Origin of the sequence: Hymenobacter radiodurans (assembly GCF_004355185.1) — a bacterium.
Taxonomy (GTDB): domain Bacteria; phylum Bacteroidota; class Bacteroidia; order Cytophagales; family Hymenobacteraceae; genus Hymenobacter; species Hymenobacter radiodurans.
This window is the reverse complement of the sequence record NZ_CP037922.1, coordinates 2,243,383-2,261,451: the sequence shown is the minus strand read 5'-3', so window position 1 is coordinate 2,261,451 and position 18,069 is coordinate 2,243,383. Positions and strand designations below refer to the sequence as shown.

Below are 18,069 nucleotides of genomic sequence, written 5' to 3'. Positions count from 1 at the left end.
GCCAATCGCCGAAAGTATACCTAATTAGCTCTAGCCCCCTTACAACTCGGCGGTTTGATTAACCAGTGAGCGGTGCAGTTGGTAGTGCTGGGCTAGACTAGTAAATTCCGTAACCTGCCGTTGCTGCCACTGGGCATCGTACCCAAGTTCTTCGGCTAGCAACGCCGCCACTACGGGGGCGCAGCGCACAGCCGCGGCAGCGTCGAGGAACAGTATGCGCACGCGGCGAGCCAGTACATCTTCTACCGTACGGGCCAGCTCGTAGCGAGCGGCCCACACTACCTCCGCCTTTCGGAATTCAAGCGCGGCATCCAGTTTTTCCCCCAACTCCGGCCGTTCCATCATTAGCTGCTGCAAGCCGGGCTGGTCGGAGCCGTACACGTAGAAATGGCTCTGACGGTCGGGGGTGGGCTGGGCTCCGTGAATGGCAAGGTGAGCAGTCCGGCTTGGGGCCTTGGGGAGTTTTCCCAGCTTAATGGCCTTGTCTACCGTATCCTGGCCCATGCGACGGTAAGTGGTCCATTTGCCCCCCGTGATGGTTATCAGGCCCGTGTCGGAGACCACTAGCTTGTGGCGGCGCGATAGTTCCTTGGTATGACCAGTGCCGGCCGCTTTGGCCGCTAGGGGGCGCAGGCCAGCGAAGATGCTGAGCACATCGTGGCGCTGGGGTGCCCGACGGAGGTAGAGGCCGGCGGTGCGGAGGATAAACGCAACCTCTTCCTCCAGCGCCTGGGGCTCCAGACTCGGCTCGGGAATGGCAGTATCGGTGGTGCCCAGCACTACTCGGCCCTGCCAGGGCACGGCAAATAATACGCGGCCGTCGTCGGTGCGGGGAATCAGGAGCGCGTCGTCGCCGGGCAGAAATGTCTTATCCAGCACCAAGTGTACGCCCTGGCTGGGGCGTACCAGCGGCCGGGCGCCGGGCGTGTCCAGCTTCCGAATCTCGTCGACGAAGATGCCGGTGGCGTTGACCACAACGGTGCCTCGCAGCTCGTAGTGGCGGCCGGTTTCTTCATCGGTGGCCCGCACGCCGCACACAATACCCTGCTCATTCTTCAGCAGCTCCCGCACGGGAAAATGATTCAGCACCGTGCCACCGTGCTCGATAATCGTTTGGGCTAGGTTCACGGCCAGGCGGGCGTCATCAAACTGCCCGTCGTGGTAGACTACGCCGCCTTTCAGGCCCTCAGGACGAAGGTTGCTCAGCCTGCGCAGCGTTTCGGCGCGGCCAAGAAACACGGAGGAACCCAGGCTGCGACGGCCAGCCAGCCGGTCGTAGAGCTTCAGGCCGATGGTGTAGAAGGCCGTGTCGGCCCAGGAGTAAACAGGAATGAGGAAAGCCTGGTCAGTTACAAGGTGGGGGGCATTTTGAAGCAGCAGGCCCCGCTCTATGAGCGCCTCGCGTACCAGCCCCACATCGCCTTGGGCCAGGTAGCGCACGCCGCCATGCACCAGCTTGGTACTGCGACTGCTCGTACCCTTGGCAAAATCAACTTGCTCAAGCAACAAGGTGCGGTAGCCCCGGCTGAGTCCGTCCAGGGCCACGCCCAAGCCCGTAGCTCCGCCCCCAATGACAATCAAATCCCAGTTGGACTGGCTCTCCAGCTGAGCGAGGAGTGTGGCGCGGTGAAAGGGTGCTGCAGTAAGGGAAATGGGCATAGCTGGCAGTTAATCGCTCGGACAGCGGCATGGGAGAATCCAGTTCACTCCAAGGTTTTAAGACTGATTATGAAGCCGAAACGAAGCGTGTTATAGCGAATCAGACCAGTGTCGACGTATTAAGGAAAGAGGAATTGAGCAGCCCGAACGTGGCGACCCAGAGCAACTGCGCGGAGATTGTGATAGAAAGCGTTTCCGTCGCCAATGTCGCGCAATTCCGCAATACCTGGTGTGCCCGCAACGAGTACGGCCCTTATTATATCTTAAAAAAAGCCCCCCAGCATTGCGGGACTATTTTGCTAGGTTTGTTCTAGCCTCCTTGGCTCGGGCGGGGGGCTTTTTTTGGGCCTATTCTTCTTCCCTGCTGTATGATACATAAACTACGCCTTGCTCATCTGCTTACTTGTTGCGTGCTGCTGGCGCTGGTGCATACTGGCCAAGCACAGTCGGTTTCCGCTTCTGATAAAGCGTTTTTTAAGCCTAAATTCATCAGGAAGCAGTTGCTACGGGCGTCGAAGTGGCAGCTGGCGCACCCCAAGCATACGCTGACCGACTGGACCAACGGCGCCTTCTACTCCGGCGTGTTTGCCGCCTATCAGACAACTAAGTCGCCCCTGCTGCTAGACTCTCTGCTGGCTATGGGCGAGCGCAACCAATGGCGGCCCGGCCCGCGCTACGACCACGCCGACGACATCGTCATCTGCCAGACTTACCTGAATCTGTACCGCCTGAAGAAGGACCGGCGCATGATTCAGCCCACCCTTGACGTGGTTGAGAAACTGCGGACGGTGCCGGGCCCCGAGGTGCAGGCCCACGGCATTGCCTGGTGGTGGTGCGACGCCCTGTTTATGGGGCCGCCGGTGCTGGCAAAGCTGGCCGCGATTGAAAACCAACCCCAGTACCTGACTCTGACGGATACGCTCTACCACCAAACCTATCGCCGCCTGTTCAACCATCAGGAGCACCTGTTTGCCCGCGATGCCAGCTACCTTTGGAGCGAAGCTGGAGAAGGCAAAAAGGAAAGCAACGGCCAGCGCATTTTCTGGTCGAGGGGCAACGGCTGGGTGATGGGCGGGCTGGTGCAGCTGCTCCAGGAGTTGCCCCCGAACCACCCCAACCGAGTCTTCTACCTGAATCTTTTCAAGGAAATGAGTGCCCGCTTGGTGCAGCTCCAGCAGCCCGATGGGCTGTGGCGCTCCAGTCTGCTCGATCCGCAGGCCTATCCCGGCGGGGAGGCGTCCGGTTCCGGCTTCGACTGCTACGCCTTGGCTTGGGGTATCAATCAGGGCATTCTCGACCGGGCCCAGTACCTGCCGGCTGTGCAAAAAGCGTGGGTTGCGCTCAATAAGTGCGTCTCGGCCGACGGCCGCGTGGGCTGGGTGCAGCCCATTGGCGCCGACCCGCGCCGCGACTTTTCGGCCGACAGTTGGGAAGTGTACGGCACCGGCGCATTCCTGCTGGCTGGCTCGGAAGTCATTCAGCTGAGACTCCGGTAGGCGCTTATTCTTGCTTAGCTAGTGAGGGCAGATTGCGGGTTGAATTAATTCTTTGGCGTTTCGTAGGCTACGTTTCGTCTCAGGCCCTAGCTTGGGGGGCATTTTTCCAGGTCTGCTTGGCGTTCTGCGGCCACTGATACCGAGGTGCCTGCCAACTCATGCAGTTCAGTTAAATTCTGCTGCTGAATGGCCCGTTGAATTTCTGCTAACGCCTCCTCCTCGCTTAGGTGCAGGTCAGAGTTTAGCTTTTGACTTAGAGTATGATAGTTCATCTTGAAGTTGTTTGAGGGAGTAATGCGGGTCGGCAAAGGCTGCGGCGGGGTTGCCCGCCATACGGCTCATCGCCCCCGAATCCTTACTTGGGGTGGTGGTACGTTGCTTTTAGGAAGAAGGTGGCTTGGGGGGCTTTTTTTACGGCAATAAAAAAAGGCGCCCCACCCAGAGCGCCTCTTTCCGGAATCAAAACCGAATGAATTCCCACCCATTTCCGGCTTGAAATCTATCCCCGCGTGGCGGCATGCTCTCTAAGCAATTGTCGTCCTCGTTCGGGCTTACTACGTTTGGGTAGCACGATACTTTGTTCGCTATCGGAATGAAGCCGCTAGCCCTATATTCTTGTTTAGGTTGTTGTTAAGTCAAAGTGCGATGCAAGGGTAGCTGTACCCCCTCATCGGTCTTTGTTTAGAAGAACAAAGCTAGGAAGTAGTGAAGGCAGGTACTACGCCTGCATTGTCTACTATCGGTGCTGTATTATCCATAACCCTATTATTCATGCCCGCTAACGGCTAATTTAGGGTACATGAAACTGCAGTTCGAGACAATCCAGCCCCTGGCGGGCAGTTCCTTCACCCTGCTGCACACGACTAATGTGGAGGGTAGCCAGCACGTGCTTTGGCATTACCACCCCGAGTACGAGCTGGTCTATATTCCCTACGGGCGGGGCCGGCGGCATATTGGTCAGCACCACTCCCAGTATGAAGACGGCGAGTTGGTTTTTATCGGGCCCCATGTGCCCCACCTGAGTTTTAGCTACGGCCGCCAGAATCCGTACGAGCAGATTGTGCTGCAGCTGCCCGCCGACTGGCTGACGACGGCCTTTGGTCAGCTGCCGGAGCTTGAGCCCATCAAACAATTGTTCCACCGCGCCCAGCAGGGGCTCTCGTTTGGTGCACAGACCCGGGCCCGCGTTGCTCCTTTATTGCAACAAATGCTTGCCCAACCCGCCTTCCCACGATTACTCTCCGTGCTGCTACTCTTCCAGCACCTGACTCAGGCTCCCGATGTGGAAGTGTTGCACGCCGACCGCGGGGGCCTGGGTCAGCAGGGCAAGGAGAAGGATCGGCTTAGTTTTATCTACCGCTACGTGCAGGAGCACTATGCTGAGCCGATTGAAGTAAGCGAAGTGGCTGAATTGGCTCATTTGACTGTCCCCGCCTTTTGTCGCTACTTCAAGAAAATGACGGGGCAAACCCTCACGGCGTTTGTGCAGGATTACCGCATCAGTCAAGCCTGCCTGCTTCTGCTCGAAGACCGCCCTATTACGGAAGTGAGCTTTGCCAGCGGCTTCAATAACCTGTCGCATTTCAACAAAACCTTTCGCCGACTTATTGGCCAGAGCCCAACGGCGTATCGTCAGCAGCAGCAGAAAATAAATTGAGTAACCCAGGCTTTGGGGGCAACATGGAAACGCAGCCATTTACTTTGTATTACAAAGTTCTTTTAAATACATTTACTCCGTGAATATATTTCGTGCTTTATCTCTGACGCTCTCCCCTATTCACGGTTGCTTGCCCGCTTCCCTCACGCACTAGCTTTCCCTCCCTCTTACCTGCTTATTGAGCCTTTATGGAATTACGGATTCGCCATGTCTCCAAGAGTTATGCTAACGGCGTACAGGCGCTGAAGGACATCAACCTTACCATTCCGGCGGGGATGTACGGCCTGCTCGGCCCGAACGGCGCCGGCAAATCCACGCTGATGCGCACCATTGCTACCCTACAGGAGCCGGATGCCGGCACTATTCACCTCGGCAACCTAGATGTACTCCACCAGCCCGACGAGGTGCGCCAAACCCTGGGCTATCTGCCCCAAGAATTTGGGGTGTATCCGAAAGCCCGGGCGGAAGACCTGCTCGATTATTTCGCCATTCTAAAGGGTATTACCGACCGCCGGGCGCGACAGGAAGTGGTAGAAGCGTTGCTCAGACAAACAAACCTGTGGGAGGTGCGCCGGCAAAAGCTGGGGGGCTTTTCTGGGGGTATGCGCCAGCGCTTCGGGGTGGCCGTAGCCTTGTTAGGGAAACCCAAGCTGCTGATTGTAGATGAACCCACAGCCGGCCTCGACCCGGCCGAGCGGGTCCGCTTTCTGAATTTGCTCAGCGAGTTGGGTGAGAACAGCGTGGTCATTCTGTCCACCCACATCGTGGAAGATGTAGCGGAGCTTTGTACCCGCATGGCTATTATTAACCAAGGCGAAATTTTGCTCGAGACTGAGCCCCTGCGAGCCGTGGATGAGTTACAGGGACGAATTTGGCGCCGAATTGTAGAGAAAAGTGCCTTGCCCCAGTTGGAGCAGGAACACCGCGTCATCTCCACCAAGCTCCTGAGCGGCCGCACACTCGTGCACATCTACAGCGAGGAAACGCCCAGCGCCGGCTTCGACCCGGTGGCGCCTGATCTGGAAGATGTGTATTTCAGCACCATGGCCGGGCACTATGGTCAGGAAGTGGCAGCTGAGGCGAAGCACGTCCAGCCATGAAAGTAGGGCCCATCTTTCGCTATGAATTCCGCTATCAGTGGAATCATGCCTCGACCTGGCTGTTTTTCGGGGTGTTGCTGGTATTACCGCTCCTGCTGACTAAGCTCAGCACCCCCGCCGATGGGAGCTACCACAATTCTCCTTCCTCTATCGCTTTTTTCACCGTTTTCAGCAACCTGCTCTGGCTCATAATGGCGGGGCCATAAGCGGCGACGCTGCGGCCCGCGATGTGCAGACACGCATGCACCCGCTCATGTACACTGTTCCTGTGAGCAAGGCAAACTACTTAGGCGGCCGGTTTCTGGCGGCTTTCACACTGAATACATTGCTGCTGCTGGCCGTACCAGCCGGCCTGCTGCTAGGCTTCTATTCTCCGGGTAGCAGGGCGCAATTGCTGGGTCCGTTTCGGCCGGAGGCCTACCTTTCTGCCTTTGGCTTGCTGGCCTTGCCTGTGGCTTTGGTCGGCACAACCGTTCAATTTGGGCTGGCGGTGCTGCGCGGCCGGGCCATCGCCAGTTACGTCGGCAGCGTGCTCCTGTTCTTTGCTTCCCATTTCATCCTGATGATAGTAGCTAAGCTCGTGGGGTGGTGGGACCTGGTCAAGCTGCTGGATTTGGTAGGCTTCGGCGGAGTAGTGGGCAGCGAGTTGGAAACCTGGACCGAAGCGGAAAAGAACACGCGCCTCATTGCCCTGCAAGGCTTATTTCTCTGGAACCGCCTCCTCTGGCTGGGCTTTGCGGGGGGCTTTTTTGCCTTCGTCTACCACCGCTTCCAGTTAACTTCCCCGGCCATCCGCCGCGGGTGGAGCTGGCGCCGCCAGCCAAAGCGACGGGCAACCGCGCCCACCCTGACAACCGGAGAAAGCCGCCCGATTATGGTTCCGCCCGTTGCCCGCCCCTTTGGCTGGGCCACCTATGCCTACCAAACCCTCGCCGTGGCGTGGTCATCCTACGGAAAAATGGCGCGTAGCTGGGGTGGGCTCCCACTCGTGGCAGCCATAGCACTGGGCTCGGCGCTGCTCGGGTCCGAGTTTATGCAGCAGAATACTATTCCACTATTCCCCACCACCCAGCAGGTAGTTTATTTCCTAACCAATGCCGTGGGTGATGTGAAAACGCCCTGGATAATTATTCCGCTGCTGATTGTGTACTTCGCTGGGGAGTTAGTCTGGCGCGAACGGGAAGCGGGCTTGAGTGAGATAACCGACACGGCCCCGGTGCCCGAATGGGTTCTCCTGGGGGGCAAATTTTTGGGACTTGGGCTGCTGCTCGTCACCTGGATGGCGCTCCTGCTGCTGGGAGGAATGCTGCTGCAAATAATTCTGGGATATCAGAACTTCGAGGTCGGGCTGTACCTTAAAACCCTCTTTGGGCTGCAGCTAATCGAGTATTTGCTCTTTGCCCTGCTGGCCTTGGTGGTGCACGTGCTGGTAAACCAGAAATACGTGGGTCATTTGGCGCTGCTCCTCACTTTGGGGTTCATTGGCTTCGCCTCCAAGTTGGGCATCCACCATCACCTGCTGGTTTTTGGTGCGGCTCCCGACTGGGCGTACACCGATATACGCGGCTTTAGGGCGTCCCTTGGCCCGTGGTTCTGGTTTAAGGGTTACTGGACTGCCTGGGCGCTGCTCCTGGCGGTGGTAGCCCGGCTGGTTTGGACGCGCGGCAGGGAAAGCAGCCTCAGGCAGCGACTTCAGCGGGCGCGTCGCCGCGTTACGTTTCCTACCGCCGTGATGGCCGCGGTGGCGGTAGGGCTGGTGCTCACGCTGGGTGGTTTTATTTTCTACAACACGAACGGACTCAACGAGTACACTACCGCCCCTGACCTAGCGGAGCGCCTAGCCGAGTACGAGCGGCGCTACGGACGGTATGTGCACGTCCCGCAGCCGCAGCCAACCAGCACCAAGCTGCATGTGGAGCTTTATCCCGCACGGCAGGCAGTTTCGATTCGGGGCAGTTACCAGCTGATGAACTACACCGCCAAGACCATCGACTCCATTCACCTGGCAACTGCCCTGGGCGTAGAAACAGCCGATGTATCCTTCAGCCGCCCGGCGGCGCAAGTACTGGCAGACGAGAAGTTGGGCCACCGGATCTACCGCTTGGCCACCCCCCTCCGCCCCGGCGACTCGCTACAGCTAAGCTTCCGGGTACAGGTCCAGCCGAGGGGATTCCGCAATAACGGCGTGCATGCTTTGGTGGAAGCCAATGGCACCTACTTCATGAGTCAGGACGTGCTGCCCAGCATCGGCTATCAGCCCCTTCGCGAGCATAGGGAGGCCAGCATCCGCAAAAAATACAACCTCCCCTCACGCCCCGAAATCCCGTCGCTGTACGACGCTAAGGCACGCCAAAAATCACACCGCGGCGCCTGGGGGGCATTTGAGGCAGTGGTGGGCACGGCTTTAAATCAAACCGCTGTAGCGCCGGGGGCACTACACCGAACCTGGACGGCCGGCGGGCGACGCTATTTCCACTACAAGACGGATGCTCCTATCCAGAACCAGGCTGCCTTCTTCTCCGCTGGTTATGCGGTGCGGAAAGCGCATTGGCAGAGCCCTTCGGTTGACTCCGGAAAAGTAGTGTCAATCAGTTTCTATTACTACCCGCCGCACGCTGCCAATGTAGAACGTATGGTTCGTAGCGTACTCGCCTCCCTGGACCATTATAGCACTCAGTTTGGCACCTATCCCTACGGCCACCTCACGGTGGTGGAGCGAGCCGGCAATGAGGGGGAGCTGAATGCCGAAGCTAGCACCATTGATTACGGGGAGCAATTCGCCCTGATGAAGCCAGATGATGGGCCCCGGGGCTTCGACTTGCCCTACTACGTGCTGGCCCATGAGGTGGCGCATCAGTTTGGGGCCGGATATGCCTCCGTTGAGGGCGCTCCGGTGCTGGCCGAAGGCCTAGCGGTATATTCCGGTATGCAGGTGTTGGAAAAAGCATACGGGTACGGGCATTTGCGCCGCTACCTTAGTTTCCTGCGTCAGTCCTACGAAGTGCCTCGCTCCCGCGCCATGGCACCTTTGCTGCGGGCCAATAATGCATTTTTGGGCTACCGCAAAGGCCCTCTTGCGCTGTATGCGCTTAGTCAGTACATCGGTCAGGAGCAGGTAAACGGGGCGCTCCGCCGGGTGCTTGCAAAACCCGACTCCGCCACCTCTACTCTAACGACCACCCTCGATCTGTATCGTGAACTCAGGGCGGCCACACCGGATTCGCTCCACTACCTGCTCCGCGACCTGTTCGAGACTAACACCTATTGGGACTTGGAAACCCGGCAAGCCACAGCCAAACGGACTGCTGCTGGCACCTGGCAGGTAACGCTTGATGTGCGGGCGCGCAAGCTGGTGGTTGATAGCGTCGGCGCTGAGCACGAGATGCCCCTGAATGACTGGGTAGAGATTGGAGTTATTGCTCCACGTGGTAAGGAGGAATATGGACAACCTATCTATCGGCAAAAGCACCGCATCCGTTCCGGTGAGCAAACGATTACCGTAACGGTGCCTAGCCAGCCTGCGCGGGCCGGCATCGACCCATACCTGCTGCTGATCGATCTAAAGACTGATGATAACGTCGAGGAAGTAAAGATTGTAAAATGAATACCCAGAACTGACGCTCTCATAAAGCGCGTCTGTTCTGGGTAAAATGTATAATTGAAATTTTTGCCTAGCTCCACAACGCTAACTTCAGCTGAAGTTTCCCACTAGCGCAGCACCCAAAAAAATGGCTCGCCTAGGCGGCGCGAACGAAGTAAAGCCGGCACAAGGTGTAGCGATTAGTAGGTGGTATCAAGTCAAAACAGCGAGTTTAGGCAGGCATTCATGCGGTTGGCGTAACTAAACTGTCCGAAAATAGGCAAACAAGGGTCGCATTCATCACTATTCGGACATCGCGTTGCAGAATCTTGGCTGGCAGTGCGTAACTTTAGTGGAACTGGCTGGCAACGCTTTTTAGCAGTAACTGGCCATCAAGCTCCGTCCCTTCAAGGCAGCAAGAGGTGCTTTTCGTTCGGAGAACCCGCTTGTCTGTCCGCCCACTTACCTACCCCACTATGCCCGCAGAGCTATCGCATCCTGCTTTATCTACTACTCGTATTTCCCGCTTGCATATTCCTAAGCCTGTCCAGCCAGCTATATCCAACAGCCGGTACTTAATAAGCTGGCTACTAACCTTGCTGCTGTTGTTGAGTGGTGTAGCTAACACTGCCCTCGCACAAACGGCGCCCCCGAGTGCAGCGAAGATGAGAAGTTCATCAATAACTGGTATTTCGGCTACCGGGCAGGGCTAGACTTCAACGAAGCCAGAGATACTATTCCGCCCGCGGTGCTGACCGATGGGCGGATGGTAGCGCCCGCCGGCTCCGGTGTGATGTCGGACAGAAATGGTAGCCTGCTCTTCTATACCAACGGCGACACCGTGTGGAGCCGCGACCACAACATCATGCTCAACGGCACGGGCATGGGAGGCAATCGCCTCACCACCGACGGCCCCTTGGCTATCAAGCGACCCGGTATAGTTCCTCCCGGTGCCCCAACGCGCTACTTTCTATTTACGCAAGATGCCCAAGGCGGCCCCAAGGGCCTGAGCTACTCAGAAATCGTGATTCCCGTAGGTGGGCAGGGCGAGGTAGTCGCAGCTACTAAAAATACGCTCCTCACCCGCGGCACGGCCGAAAAGATGACGGGCGTACTGCACAAGAACGGCTGTGACGTCTGGATAATCGTGCACGGCTGGGGTGCGGCAACCAACGGCACTGAGAACCGCGGTGACTCTTTTCTGGCGTACCGCGTGACACCGGCTGGTGTGCAACTCCCCCCCATCATTTCGACCGTTGGAGCTTTGCATGCGCCGAGTGTAGCAGCCCAGGGTTACCGCGGCCAGATGAAAGTGTCGCCCGACGGCGAGCAGCTGGCCGTGGCGCGATTCAGCGAAGCCACCGATAGCAGCGGTACCGTTGAACTGTTTGACTTCGATGCCGAAACAGGTGTAGTAAGTAACCCCCAAATTATTGACAGTAACGCGGGCCGTTACTACGGGGTCGAGTTTTCGCCCAGTCGCAACTACCTCTACGCCACAGTGCAAAGCCCACCCCAGCTGCTGCAATTCGATTTGAGTGCCACTAACATACCAGCCAGCAAGCAGATCATTCCGCTCAACCAATCGCCCGCTGTCAATCTGGGCTCCATGCAGGCCGCCCCCGACGACAAGATTTACGTGGCCCGCGAAAATGGGCCCGCCGTTGGGTTTATCACCTACCCCGACTCGCTGGGGGCGAAAGCAGCTTACGCCGATGACAGCCTGGCGCTGGGCGGTCGGCGTAGTGGATTGGGTCTGCCCAATTTCAACCAAAGCTCTTTGCTGCGAGTCGGCATTGGCGCGCAAATCACGGCTTGTCGCGAAATATCTTTTCAGGCCAGCTTCGCCGTTCAAACCCCCGATCTGGTGTATGCGTGGACCTTCGGTGATGGCACCACTTCTACTCTAAAAGATCCCGTTCACACCTACGCTACGCCCGGCGACTACACGGTGACACTGCGCATTACCAATGACTGCTTTTGCCGCGAAACTCGGGGTATTATCCGGGTGCCGGCCCTGCCCCAGCCTGGGAGTATTGGCACCACCCAGACGGTATGCGCTGGAACGGCACCGGCTCCTCTGACCAGCACGGTCAATGCTTCGGGCGACGCCGGCCTGCCGCTGGTTTACCAATGGGAGTCGTCCACGGATAACACCACTTTCACGGCTGTCAACGGAGCTACTGGCGCTACCTTCCAGCCGCCAGTTTCGCTGACGCCCGGCATTACCTATTTCCGGCGGCGTGCGCAACTACTGTTGCCTAGCGGATCAGGCCCTTACTGTACCCCTTCCTTTACCGCATCTGTAGCTATTACCGTAACCCCAGCCGTGACGGCTGGCACTATTGGCGCCGACCAAGCAGTGTGTGCCGGCAGCAGCGCAGCGCCCCTGACGAGCACCGCCCCGGCCACGGGTGGCACAGGTACGTTTACCTATCAGTGGGAATCATCAGCTGATAACATCACCTGGGGGGCAATTCCGGGCGCCACAGCCGAAACTTTTGCGCCGGGGGCCATCACAGCCACCACCTATTATCGGCGCCAAGTGCGCTCCGGCGCTTGCTCCACGCCGCCTTCCAACGTGGTAACGCTGACGGTTGTGCCGGCCCTCACGGCCGGTCGCATCGCGGCCGATCAAACCCTCTGCGCGGGCTCTACACCAGCCCCTCTCACCAGCGAAACCCCAGGCACGGGCGGCACAGGCCAAATTGCTTATCAGTGGGAATCATCAACGGATAATATAACCTGGGCGGCCAATGGTGGAGCCACTGGCCCCACGTATGCACCTGGTCAGCTTAGTGCCACGACCTATTTCCGGCGCCAAGCGGGCTCCGGTACTGCTTGTGCACCTGCCTTGTCCAATGTCATTACCATCACCGTGACGCCAGCGCTGACGGCCGGCACTATTGGCGCCGACCAAAGGGTATGTGCGGGCAGCCCCGTAGCGCCGCTGACCAGTACGGCGCCCCCTACGGGCGGTAACGGTACGTATGCGTATCAGTGGGAATCTTCAGGAAATAATGCCGATTGGGCGCCCATCGTCGGGGCCACCAGTGCCGCCTATGCACCGGGCCCACTCGCTTCTGATACCTACTTCCGGCGGCGCGTAAACTCAGGGCCCTGTGCCCCGCAGTATTCGCCTTCTGTAGCCATAATCGTGCTGCCCAACCTAACGGCTGGCAGCATTGCCGCCAGCCAAACCCTCTGCGCAGGCGCCACCCCGGCTCCGCTTATCAGCACCGGCGAGGCCGGTGGGGCGGGGAACATTGCCTACCAGTGGGAGACCTCCACGGATAACTCGACATGGACACCCTTGGGCGGAGCTACTGGCCCCACGTATGCACCGGGCCAACTTAGCGCCACGACCTATTTCCGGCGCCAAGCTAATGCCAGCCCTGCCTGCGCTCCTGTATTTTCGAATGTAGTTACCATCACCGTTTTGCCCGCCCTAACGGCCGGCACGATTGGCACTGATCAGACGCTTTGTCCGGGCGCTACTCCCGCTTCTCTCACCAGCACGGCGGGTCCTGGTGGTGGCACGGGCACGTTCGAGTACCAATGGGAATCATCGGGGAACAACGCGGATTGGGTGCTTATCGTCGGGGCTACTGGTGCTGGCTATTCACCTGGGCCGCTTGCTTCTACCACTTATTACCGCCGGCGCGTAACGTCAGGAACTTGCGGATCAGCGTACTCGCCTTCCGTTGTCCTGACGGTGCTGCCAGTGCTGAGCGCGGGCAGCATCGCTGCTGACCAGACTATTTGCGCAGGCGCTACACCGGCCCCGCTCAGCAGTTCTAGCGCGGCTGGTGGTGGCACAGGCACGTTTGCTTACCAGTGGGAATCGTCGACAGATAACGCAACCTGGACAGCTATAGGTGGCGCCACCAACCCAACTTTCGCGCCTGGCGCACTTACGGCTACCACTTTCTTCCGCCGCCGAGTTACATCGGGCACCGGTACCTGCTCTACGGCGACTTCCAACGTAGTCACGATACAGGTGCAGCCCGTCGTAACTCCTACCGTAAGTCTGGCCGCCCCACCCGTGCAGTGCCCCGGTATTCCCCTCACCTTCACGGCCGTGGTTACTAATGCGGGGGCCGCACCTACTTTCGCTTGGTTCGTCAACAACGTGGCCGTGGCCAGTGGACCTACCTTTACCAGTAGCACGTTGGTTTCCGGCGACCAAGTACGCGTTGAAGTGGCGCCCACGGCGGGGCTGTGCAGTTCGGCTCCTGCTGTGGCTACAGTCACGGTAACGCGCACGCCTACGCCGCTGCCCACGCTCGCCATTACCGTGCAGCCGGGCGGGCCGGTTTGCCTAGGCGCACCGCTTACCTTCAATCTGGCGAGTGTGACAGAGGCTGGCCCGAACCCTGACTACCAGTGGCAGGTAAATGGCAGCGACGTAGCAGGGGCTACGGGTCCAACCTTCACCAGCACGACGCTGCGTGCAGGCCAGACCGTGACGTTGCGCCTGCGCACAAACACAGCATGCGGGCAGCCCGTTACGGCCATATCGAATGGCATAGCTGTGCAACTTAGCCCCCAGTGGATGTGGATGCCGGGCCCGACAAGGAAATTCTGGCAGGCACCTCCGTAGTATTGGAAGGCCGCGCCGATGGTACCTATCCCGTGACGTGGACGCCGCAGGCGGGGCTGACTTTTAGAGAAAATGATCCGTTACGGCCCGTCGCCTCGCCCACTGTTACAACTACTTACACTATCTCGGCGGGGGAAGGCGGCTGCGCCGACAGCGACCAGGTGACGGTGACGGTGCGCCCGCCCATCCGCATTCCCAATGCCTTTACGCCGAACGGCGACGGCCGCGACGACACCTGGCAGATTGAGTTCATCGAGCAATTCCCAGACAATACGGTGAGCATATTCAACCGCTGGGGCAACCGGATCTTCTCGGCCGAAAACTACAGCCGGGCCAATGAGTGGAAGGGCGACATCAATGGGCAGCCCGCTCCGGTTGGCACCTACTACTACGTCGTCGTCACGAAAGGCCCGCTGGGCAAGTCCTACAGCGGATCAATTACGATTCTGTACTAACCAAAATGTCCTGCGGCTCTTACCGACGCAGGACTACTTTTCTCCTAGATAGACGCTAAGGCAATACCTGTTATGAAAAGAGCTCTAACTCTACTGCTGCCCCCGCTGCTGCTGCTGGCAACCCTGCCGGCTTTGGCCCAGCAGCAGGCGCAGTACAGCCAATACATGAATAATAACTACATTCTGAACCCTGGCGCAACTGGTGTGGAAGATTACATCGACGTTAAGTTCAGCTACCGCACCCAATGGACGGGCCTGGAGGGTGCGCCTAAGACTTACTACGCCAGCATTAATTCCTCACTGGGCAAATGGCGCACTACCACCAAGCGCACCATCCGCGACCGGCGCCGGCCGTTTCACGCGCTGGGGGCTTTGTGTATAGGGACGAGACTGGGCCCACAAGCCGTACGGGTGCCTACGCTTCCTACGCTTATAACCTAGTTTTAAGACCTGACCTGCGGGCGGCATTGGGTGCGTCGGTGGGCATGCAGCAATTTGCCGTTGATGGGCAGAAGCTGCGCTTTTTTGACCCCACAACCGCTACGCCCAGTGCTGCCTCGCGGGTGCTGGATGGTTCGGTGGGATTGTGGGTGTACAGCTCCAATTTTTACGTTGGGGTGGCGGGTTCGCAGCTGCTGGGCAATAAGCTCGACTTCTCCTACGGACCAAACCAGTTGGGCGAAGGAGCGCCCGGCAACACCTTGAAGCGTCACTACTTCGCTACTGGCGGCGTACGGGTGCCGCTCAACAAAGATTGGTCACTGGTACCTTCATTGATGCTTAAGGCCGTCAACCCCGCTCCGCTCTCGCTCGACATCAACGCCAAGCTTAAGTACCAAGATCTGCTGTGGGCTGGCGTATCGTGGCGCGCCTTTGACTCGTTCGTGGGGATGGTGGGCCTCAGCTATGAGCAGCTCACCGTAGGCTATTCCTACGATGCGGGTCTCTCGGAGCTTAATGGCTACCACGGCGGCAGCCACGAGGTGATCGTAGGGTTGAGGCTGAAGAAAAAAGCGCAGGTGGTATGCACAAACCGGTTCTGGTAGGTATTCACACGTGTACTGCTGTACATACTATGCGGCGTATTCAACTTTAAAGGCCATTCGCGGCACGTAGCACGCAGCGGGTTCTGGTGCTACTCTGACCAAGCATGGGCTTGGGTGTTGGATCCATGAGGGTGAGCCCATCTTTTTGCCTCGCAGCTTATCTTGGCCCTGGATCTGCCATCTACCCGTGCGCTGATGACTTTATTTCGCCATTTCAGATTACTTCCTCGGTTAGTCGTAGCCATCGTACTGCTGGTCATGGGTGTGCAGCCACTAGCCGCCCAACAGCCGCTTACGCGCGATACTTCTTTTACGGTGGCTAGCGCCCTGCGAAAAGCCCGCAAGGACAATCCAACCATTACTCTGGCCCAACCCGCGTTTCCCTCCACCATTCAAGCGCAGCGAAACTTAACCTACTGTACCGTGGGCGGGCGGCCATTGCAGCTCGATATCTTTTATCCGAAGGCAAAGCGCTCCCGAGGTTACCCGGCCGTGTTGCTTATCCACGGTGGCGGTTGGAGTTCCGGCGACCGCTCTCACCACGCGCCGATGGCTCAGCAGCTCGCCGCCAAGGGCTACGTGACGGTCACAGTGGAGTACCGCTTGTCGCCGGAAGCCCGGTACCCGGCCGCCGTGACCGACCTAAAGGCCGCCGTGCGCTGGCTGCGGACTCAGGCGGGCACCTACCCCATCGACACTACTCGAATTGCCGTCTGGGGATTTTCGGCAGGAGGACAAATGTCCGCTTTACTGGGCACGACTAACGGTGACGCGCAGCTGGAGGGTTCGGCCTGCCAGACGAGCCGTTCCAGTCACGTGCAGGCCATCATTGATGTGGATGGTACGTTGGCCTTTATCCATCCTGAGTCGGGGGAGGGCGATGACAGCCGAGGGCTTTCCGCCGCTACACGCTGGTTTGGCGCATCCAAAACAGACCAGCCCGCCCTGTGGCACCAAGCCGGCGCCCTGAACCACGTCACGGCCCAGACGCCACCCATCCTGTTCTTAAACAGTTCCGTCGACCGTATGCACGCGGGCCGCGACGACATGATCAAAAAACTGGATGCCTTCGGTATCTACCACGAGACGCACGTTTTTCCCAAGGCGCCGCACACGTTTCCCCTGTTCAACCCTTGGTTTGACTTAACCTTGGAGCATACTGTCGCGTTCCTGGCTAAGGTTTTCCCGAAGCGGCCATAATTTTGCCCCCCCAGGAAGCTACTGGAGGCAAAATATAGAAACCGCAACGACCGCAGCCCGCTGCCGGCGTCATCCTAAACTGTATAGCCTGTGCCGAAGCCTTCGTCTCCTGCCCTACACCGCCTGCAGCCGTTGCGGTTTCTGCTACTAACAAGCTGCCTGCTGTTGAGTGTAGCGGCCGCCCTAGCCCAAGATACCCCGGCGACTCCGGCCAAAGCCGCGGCACCTTCCTTTTCGCAACCCGTGCGCCTGACCGTAGCGCCGGACGGCTCGGGCGACTACCGTAGCATTCAGGAGGCGGTGATGGCCGTGCGCGACTTCATGCAGGTGCGGGCTACCATCTATATCAAAAACGGCACCTACCGCGAAAAGCTGGTTATTCCGGCTCAGAAAACCAATATCACCCTGCTAGGCGAAAGCCGCGACGGCGTTGTCATCACCTTCAGCGACTACTCAGGCGACGCGGCCGGGCATACTACCTACACCTCCCACACGGTGCGCGTCCAGGGCAACGACTTCTGGGCCGAGAATATCACCTTCGAAAACGCGGCTGGGCCAGTTGGGCAGGCTGTGGCCCTGCACGTGGAAGGCGACCGGGCCGTGTTTCGCCACTGCCGTATGCTGGGTCACCAGGACACGCTGTTTCTGGCCATAGAAAACAGCCGCCAGTATTATCAGGATTGTTATATTGAGGGCACCACCGACTTCATCTTTGGCGCCAGCACGGCCGTCTTCGACCGTTGCACCATCCACAGCAAACGCGACTCCTACATCACGGCTGCCTCTACTACGCCCCGGCAGGCCTATGGGCTGGTGTTCCTCCAATGTCGTCTCACGGCAGCGCCCGAAGCGCAGAAGGTGTACCTGGGCCGGCCTTGGCGGCCCCACGCGCGCACCGTATTTCTGCACTCGGAATTGGGCGCCCACATCACCGCCGCCGGCTGGGACAACTGGCGAAACCCACAAAACGAGCAGACCGCTTTCTACGCCGAATACCAGTCTACCGGGCCGGGAGCCCAGGCCACTGGGCGCGTGCGGTGGGCGCGGCAGCTGCGGGCTCGCGAAGCCCGGCGCTATACGTTGGCCCGGATTTTTGCGGGCCCCACACCGTGGCAACCCACACCAGAGTAAGCTAGCATTGCGGGTCGATTTTTCGCGCTGGGGGCTTTTTTGATGTTGCATGAAAGGCCGCGAAAATGGCACACAATCCTGAGTAGTTTACCTCAAACATTGTACGCCCAGAATGAACTCATTTGGGGAGCGTCTACGCTAT

General features: G+C 58.7%; 11 protein-coding genes and 1 pseudogene. 10 read left to right on the top strand and 2 right to left on the bottom strand.

Annotated features, from left to right (window positions below):
• Positions 1-39 precede the first annotated feature (39 nt).
• Complete coding sequence (locus EPD59_RS10595; protein ID WP_133272756.1) at positions 40-1,659, bottom strand: glycerol-3-phosphate dehydrogenase/oxidase; 1,620 nt, start codon at positions 1,657-1,659, stop codon at positions 40-42.
• Between the two features lie 368 nt (positions 1,660-2,027).
• On the opposite strand from EPD59_RS10595, the gene EPD59_RS10590 reads away from it, so the two are divergent.
• Positions 2,028-3,155 carry a glycoside hydrolase family 88/105 protein gene (locus EPD59_RS10590; protein ID WP_133272755.1) on the top strand — a complete coding sequence of 376 codons (1,128 nt, stop codon included), beginning with the start codon at positions 2,028-2,030 and terminating at the stop codon, positions 3,153-3,155.
• A gap of 86 nt (positions 3,156-3,241) precedes the next feature.
• Here EPD59_RS10590 and EPD59_RS10585 read toward each other — a convergent pair whose 3' ends face one another.
• Positions 3,242-3,427, bottom strand: coding sequence for a hypothetical protein (locus tag EPD59_RS10585; protein WP_133272754.1), 186 nt, complete (start codon positions 3,425-3,427; stop codon positions 3,242-3,244).
• A 527-nt stretch (positions 3,428-3,954) separates the two neighbouring features.
• Here EPD59_RS10585 and EPD59_RS10580 point away from each other — a divergent pair.
• The 9 genes and pseudogenes from EPD59_RS10580 to EPD59_RS10535 all read left to right on the top strand — a co-directional run bounded on the left by EPD59_RS10580 (position 3,955) and on the right by EPD59_RS10535 (position 17,927).
• Positions 3,955-4,812: an AraC family transcriptional regulator gene (locus EPD59_RS10580; protein WP_133272753.1), complete on the top strand. Its 858-nt coding sequence runs from the start codon at positions 3,955-3,957 to the stop codon at positions 4,810-4,812.
• A 188-nt stretch (positions 4,813-5,000) separates the two neighbouring features.
• Positions 5,001-5,912 (top strand): ABC transporter ATP-binding protein, encoded by a 912-nt coding sequence (locus EPD59_RS10575; protein WP_133272752.1) that lies wholly within the window; start codon positions 5,001-5,003, stop codon positions 5,910-5,912.
• On the top strand, positions 5,909-6,118 hold the full coding sequence (locus tag EPD59_RS10570; RefSeq protein WP_133272751.1) for a hypothetical protein: 210 nt from the start codon (positions 5,909-5,911) through the stop codon (positions 6,116-6,118). The genes EPD59_RS10575 and EPD59_RS10570 overlap by 4 nt, the downstream gene beginning before the upstream one ends.
• Before the next feature lie 47 nt (positions 6,119-6,165).
• Positions 6,166-9,516 carry an ABC transporter permease/M1 family aminopeptidase gene (locus EPD59_RS10565; RefSeq protein ID WP_165963551.1) on the top strand — a complete coding sequence of 1,117 codons (3,351 nt, stop codon included), beginning with the start codon at positions 6,166-6,168 and terminating at the stop codon, positions 9,514-9,516.
• Between the two features lie 724 nt (positions 9,517-10,240).
• Positions 10,241-14,095, top strand: a complete 3,855-nt coding sequence (locus EPD59_RS10560) for a PKD domain-containing protein (protein WP_133272749.1) — start codon at positions 10,241-10,243, stop codon at positions 14,093-14,095.
• Complete coding sequence (locus EPD59_RS10555) at positions 14,050-14,550, top strand: gliding motility-associated C-terminal domain-containing protein (RefSeq protein WP_165963550.1); 501 nt, start codon at positions 14,050-14,052, stop codon at positions 14,548-14,550. The genes EPD59_RS10560 and EPD59_RS10555 overlap by 46 nt, the downstream gene beginning before the upstream one ends.
• Before the next feature lie 72 nt (positions 14,551-14,622).
• Positions 14,623-15,596 (top strand): annotated as a pseudogene (locus EPD59_RS10545) (PorP/SprF family type IX secretion system membrane protein).
• Between the two features lie 195 nt (positions 15,597-15,791).
• Complete coding sequence (locus EPD59_RS10540; RefSeq protein ID WP_240731709.1) at positions 15,792-16,796, top strand: alpha/beta hydrolase; 1,005 nt, start codon at positions 15,792-15,794, stop codon at positions 16,794-16,796.
• Between the two features lie 90 nt (positions 16,797-16,886).
• The gene (locus EPD59_RS10535; RefSeq protein ID WP_240731708.1) at positions 16,887-17,927 is read left to right on the top strand and encodes a pectinesterase family protein; all 1,041 of its coding nucleotides are present in this window, start codon (positions 16,887-16,889) and stop codon (positions 17,925-17,927) included.
• Positions 17,928-18,069 lie beyond the last annotated feature (142 nt).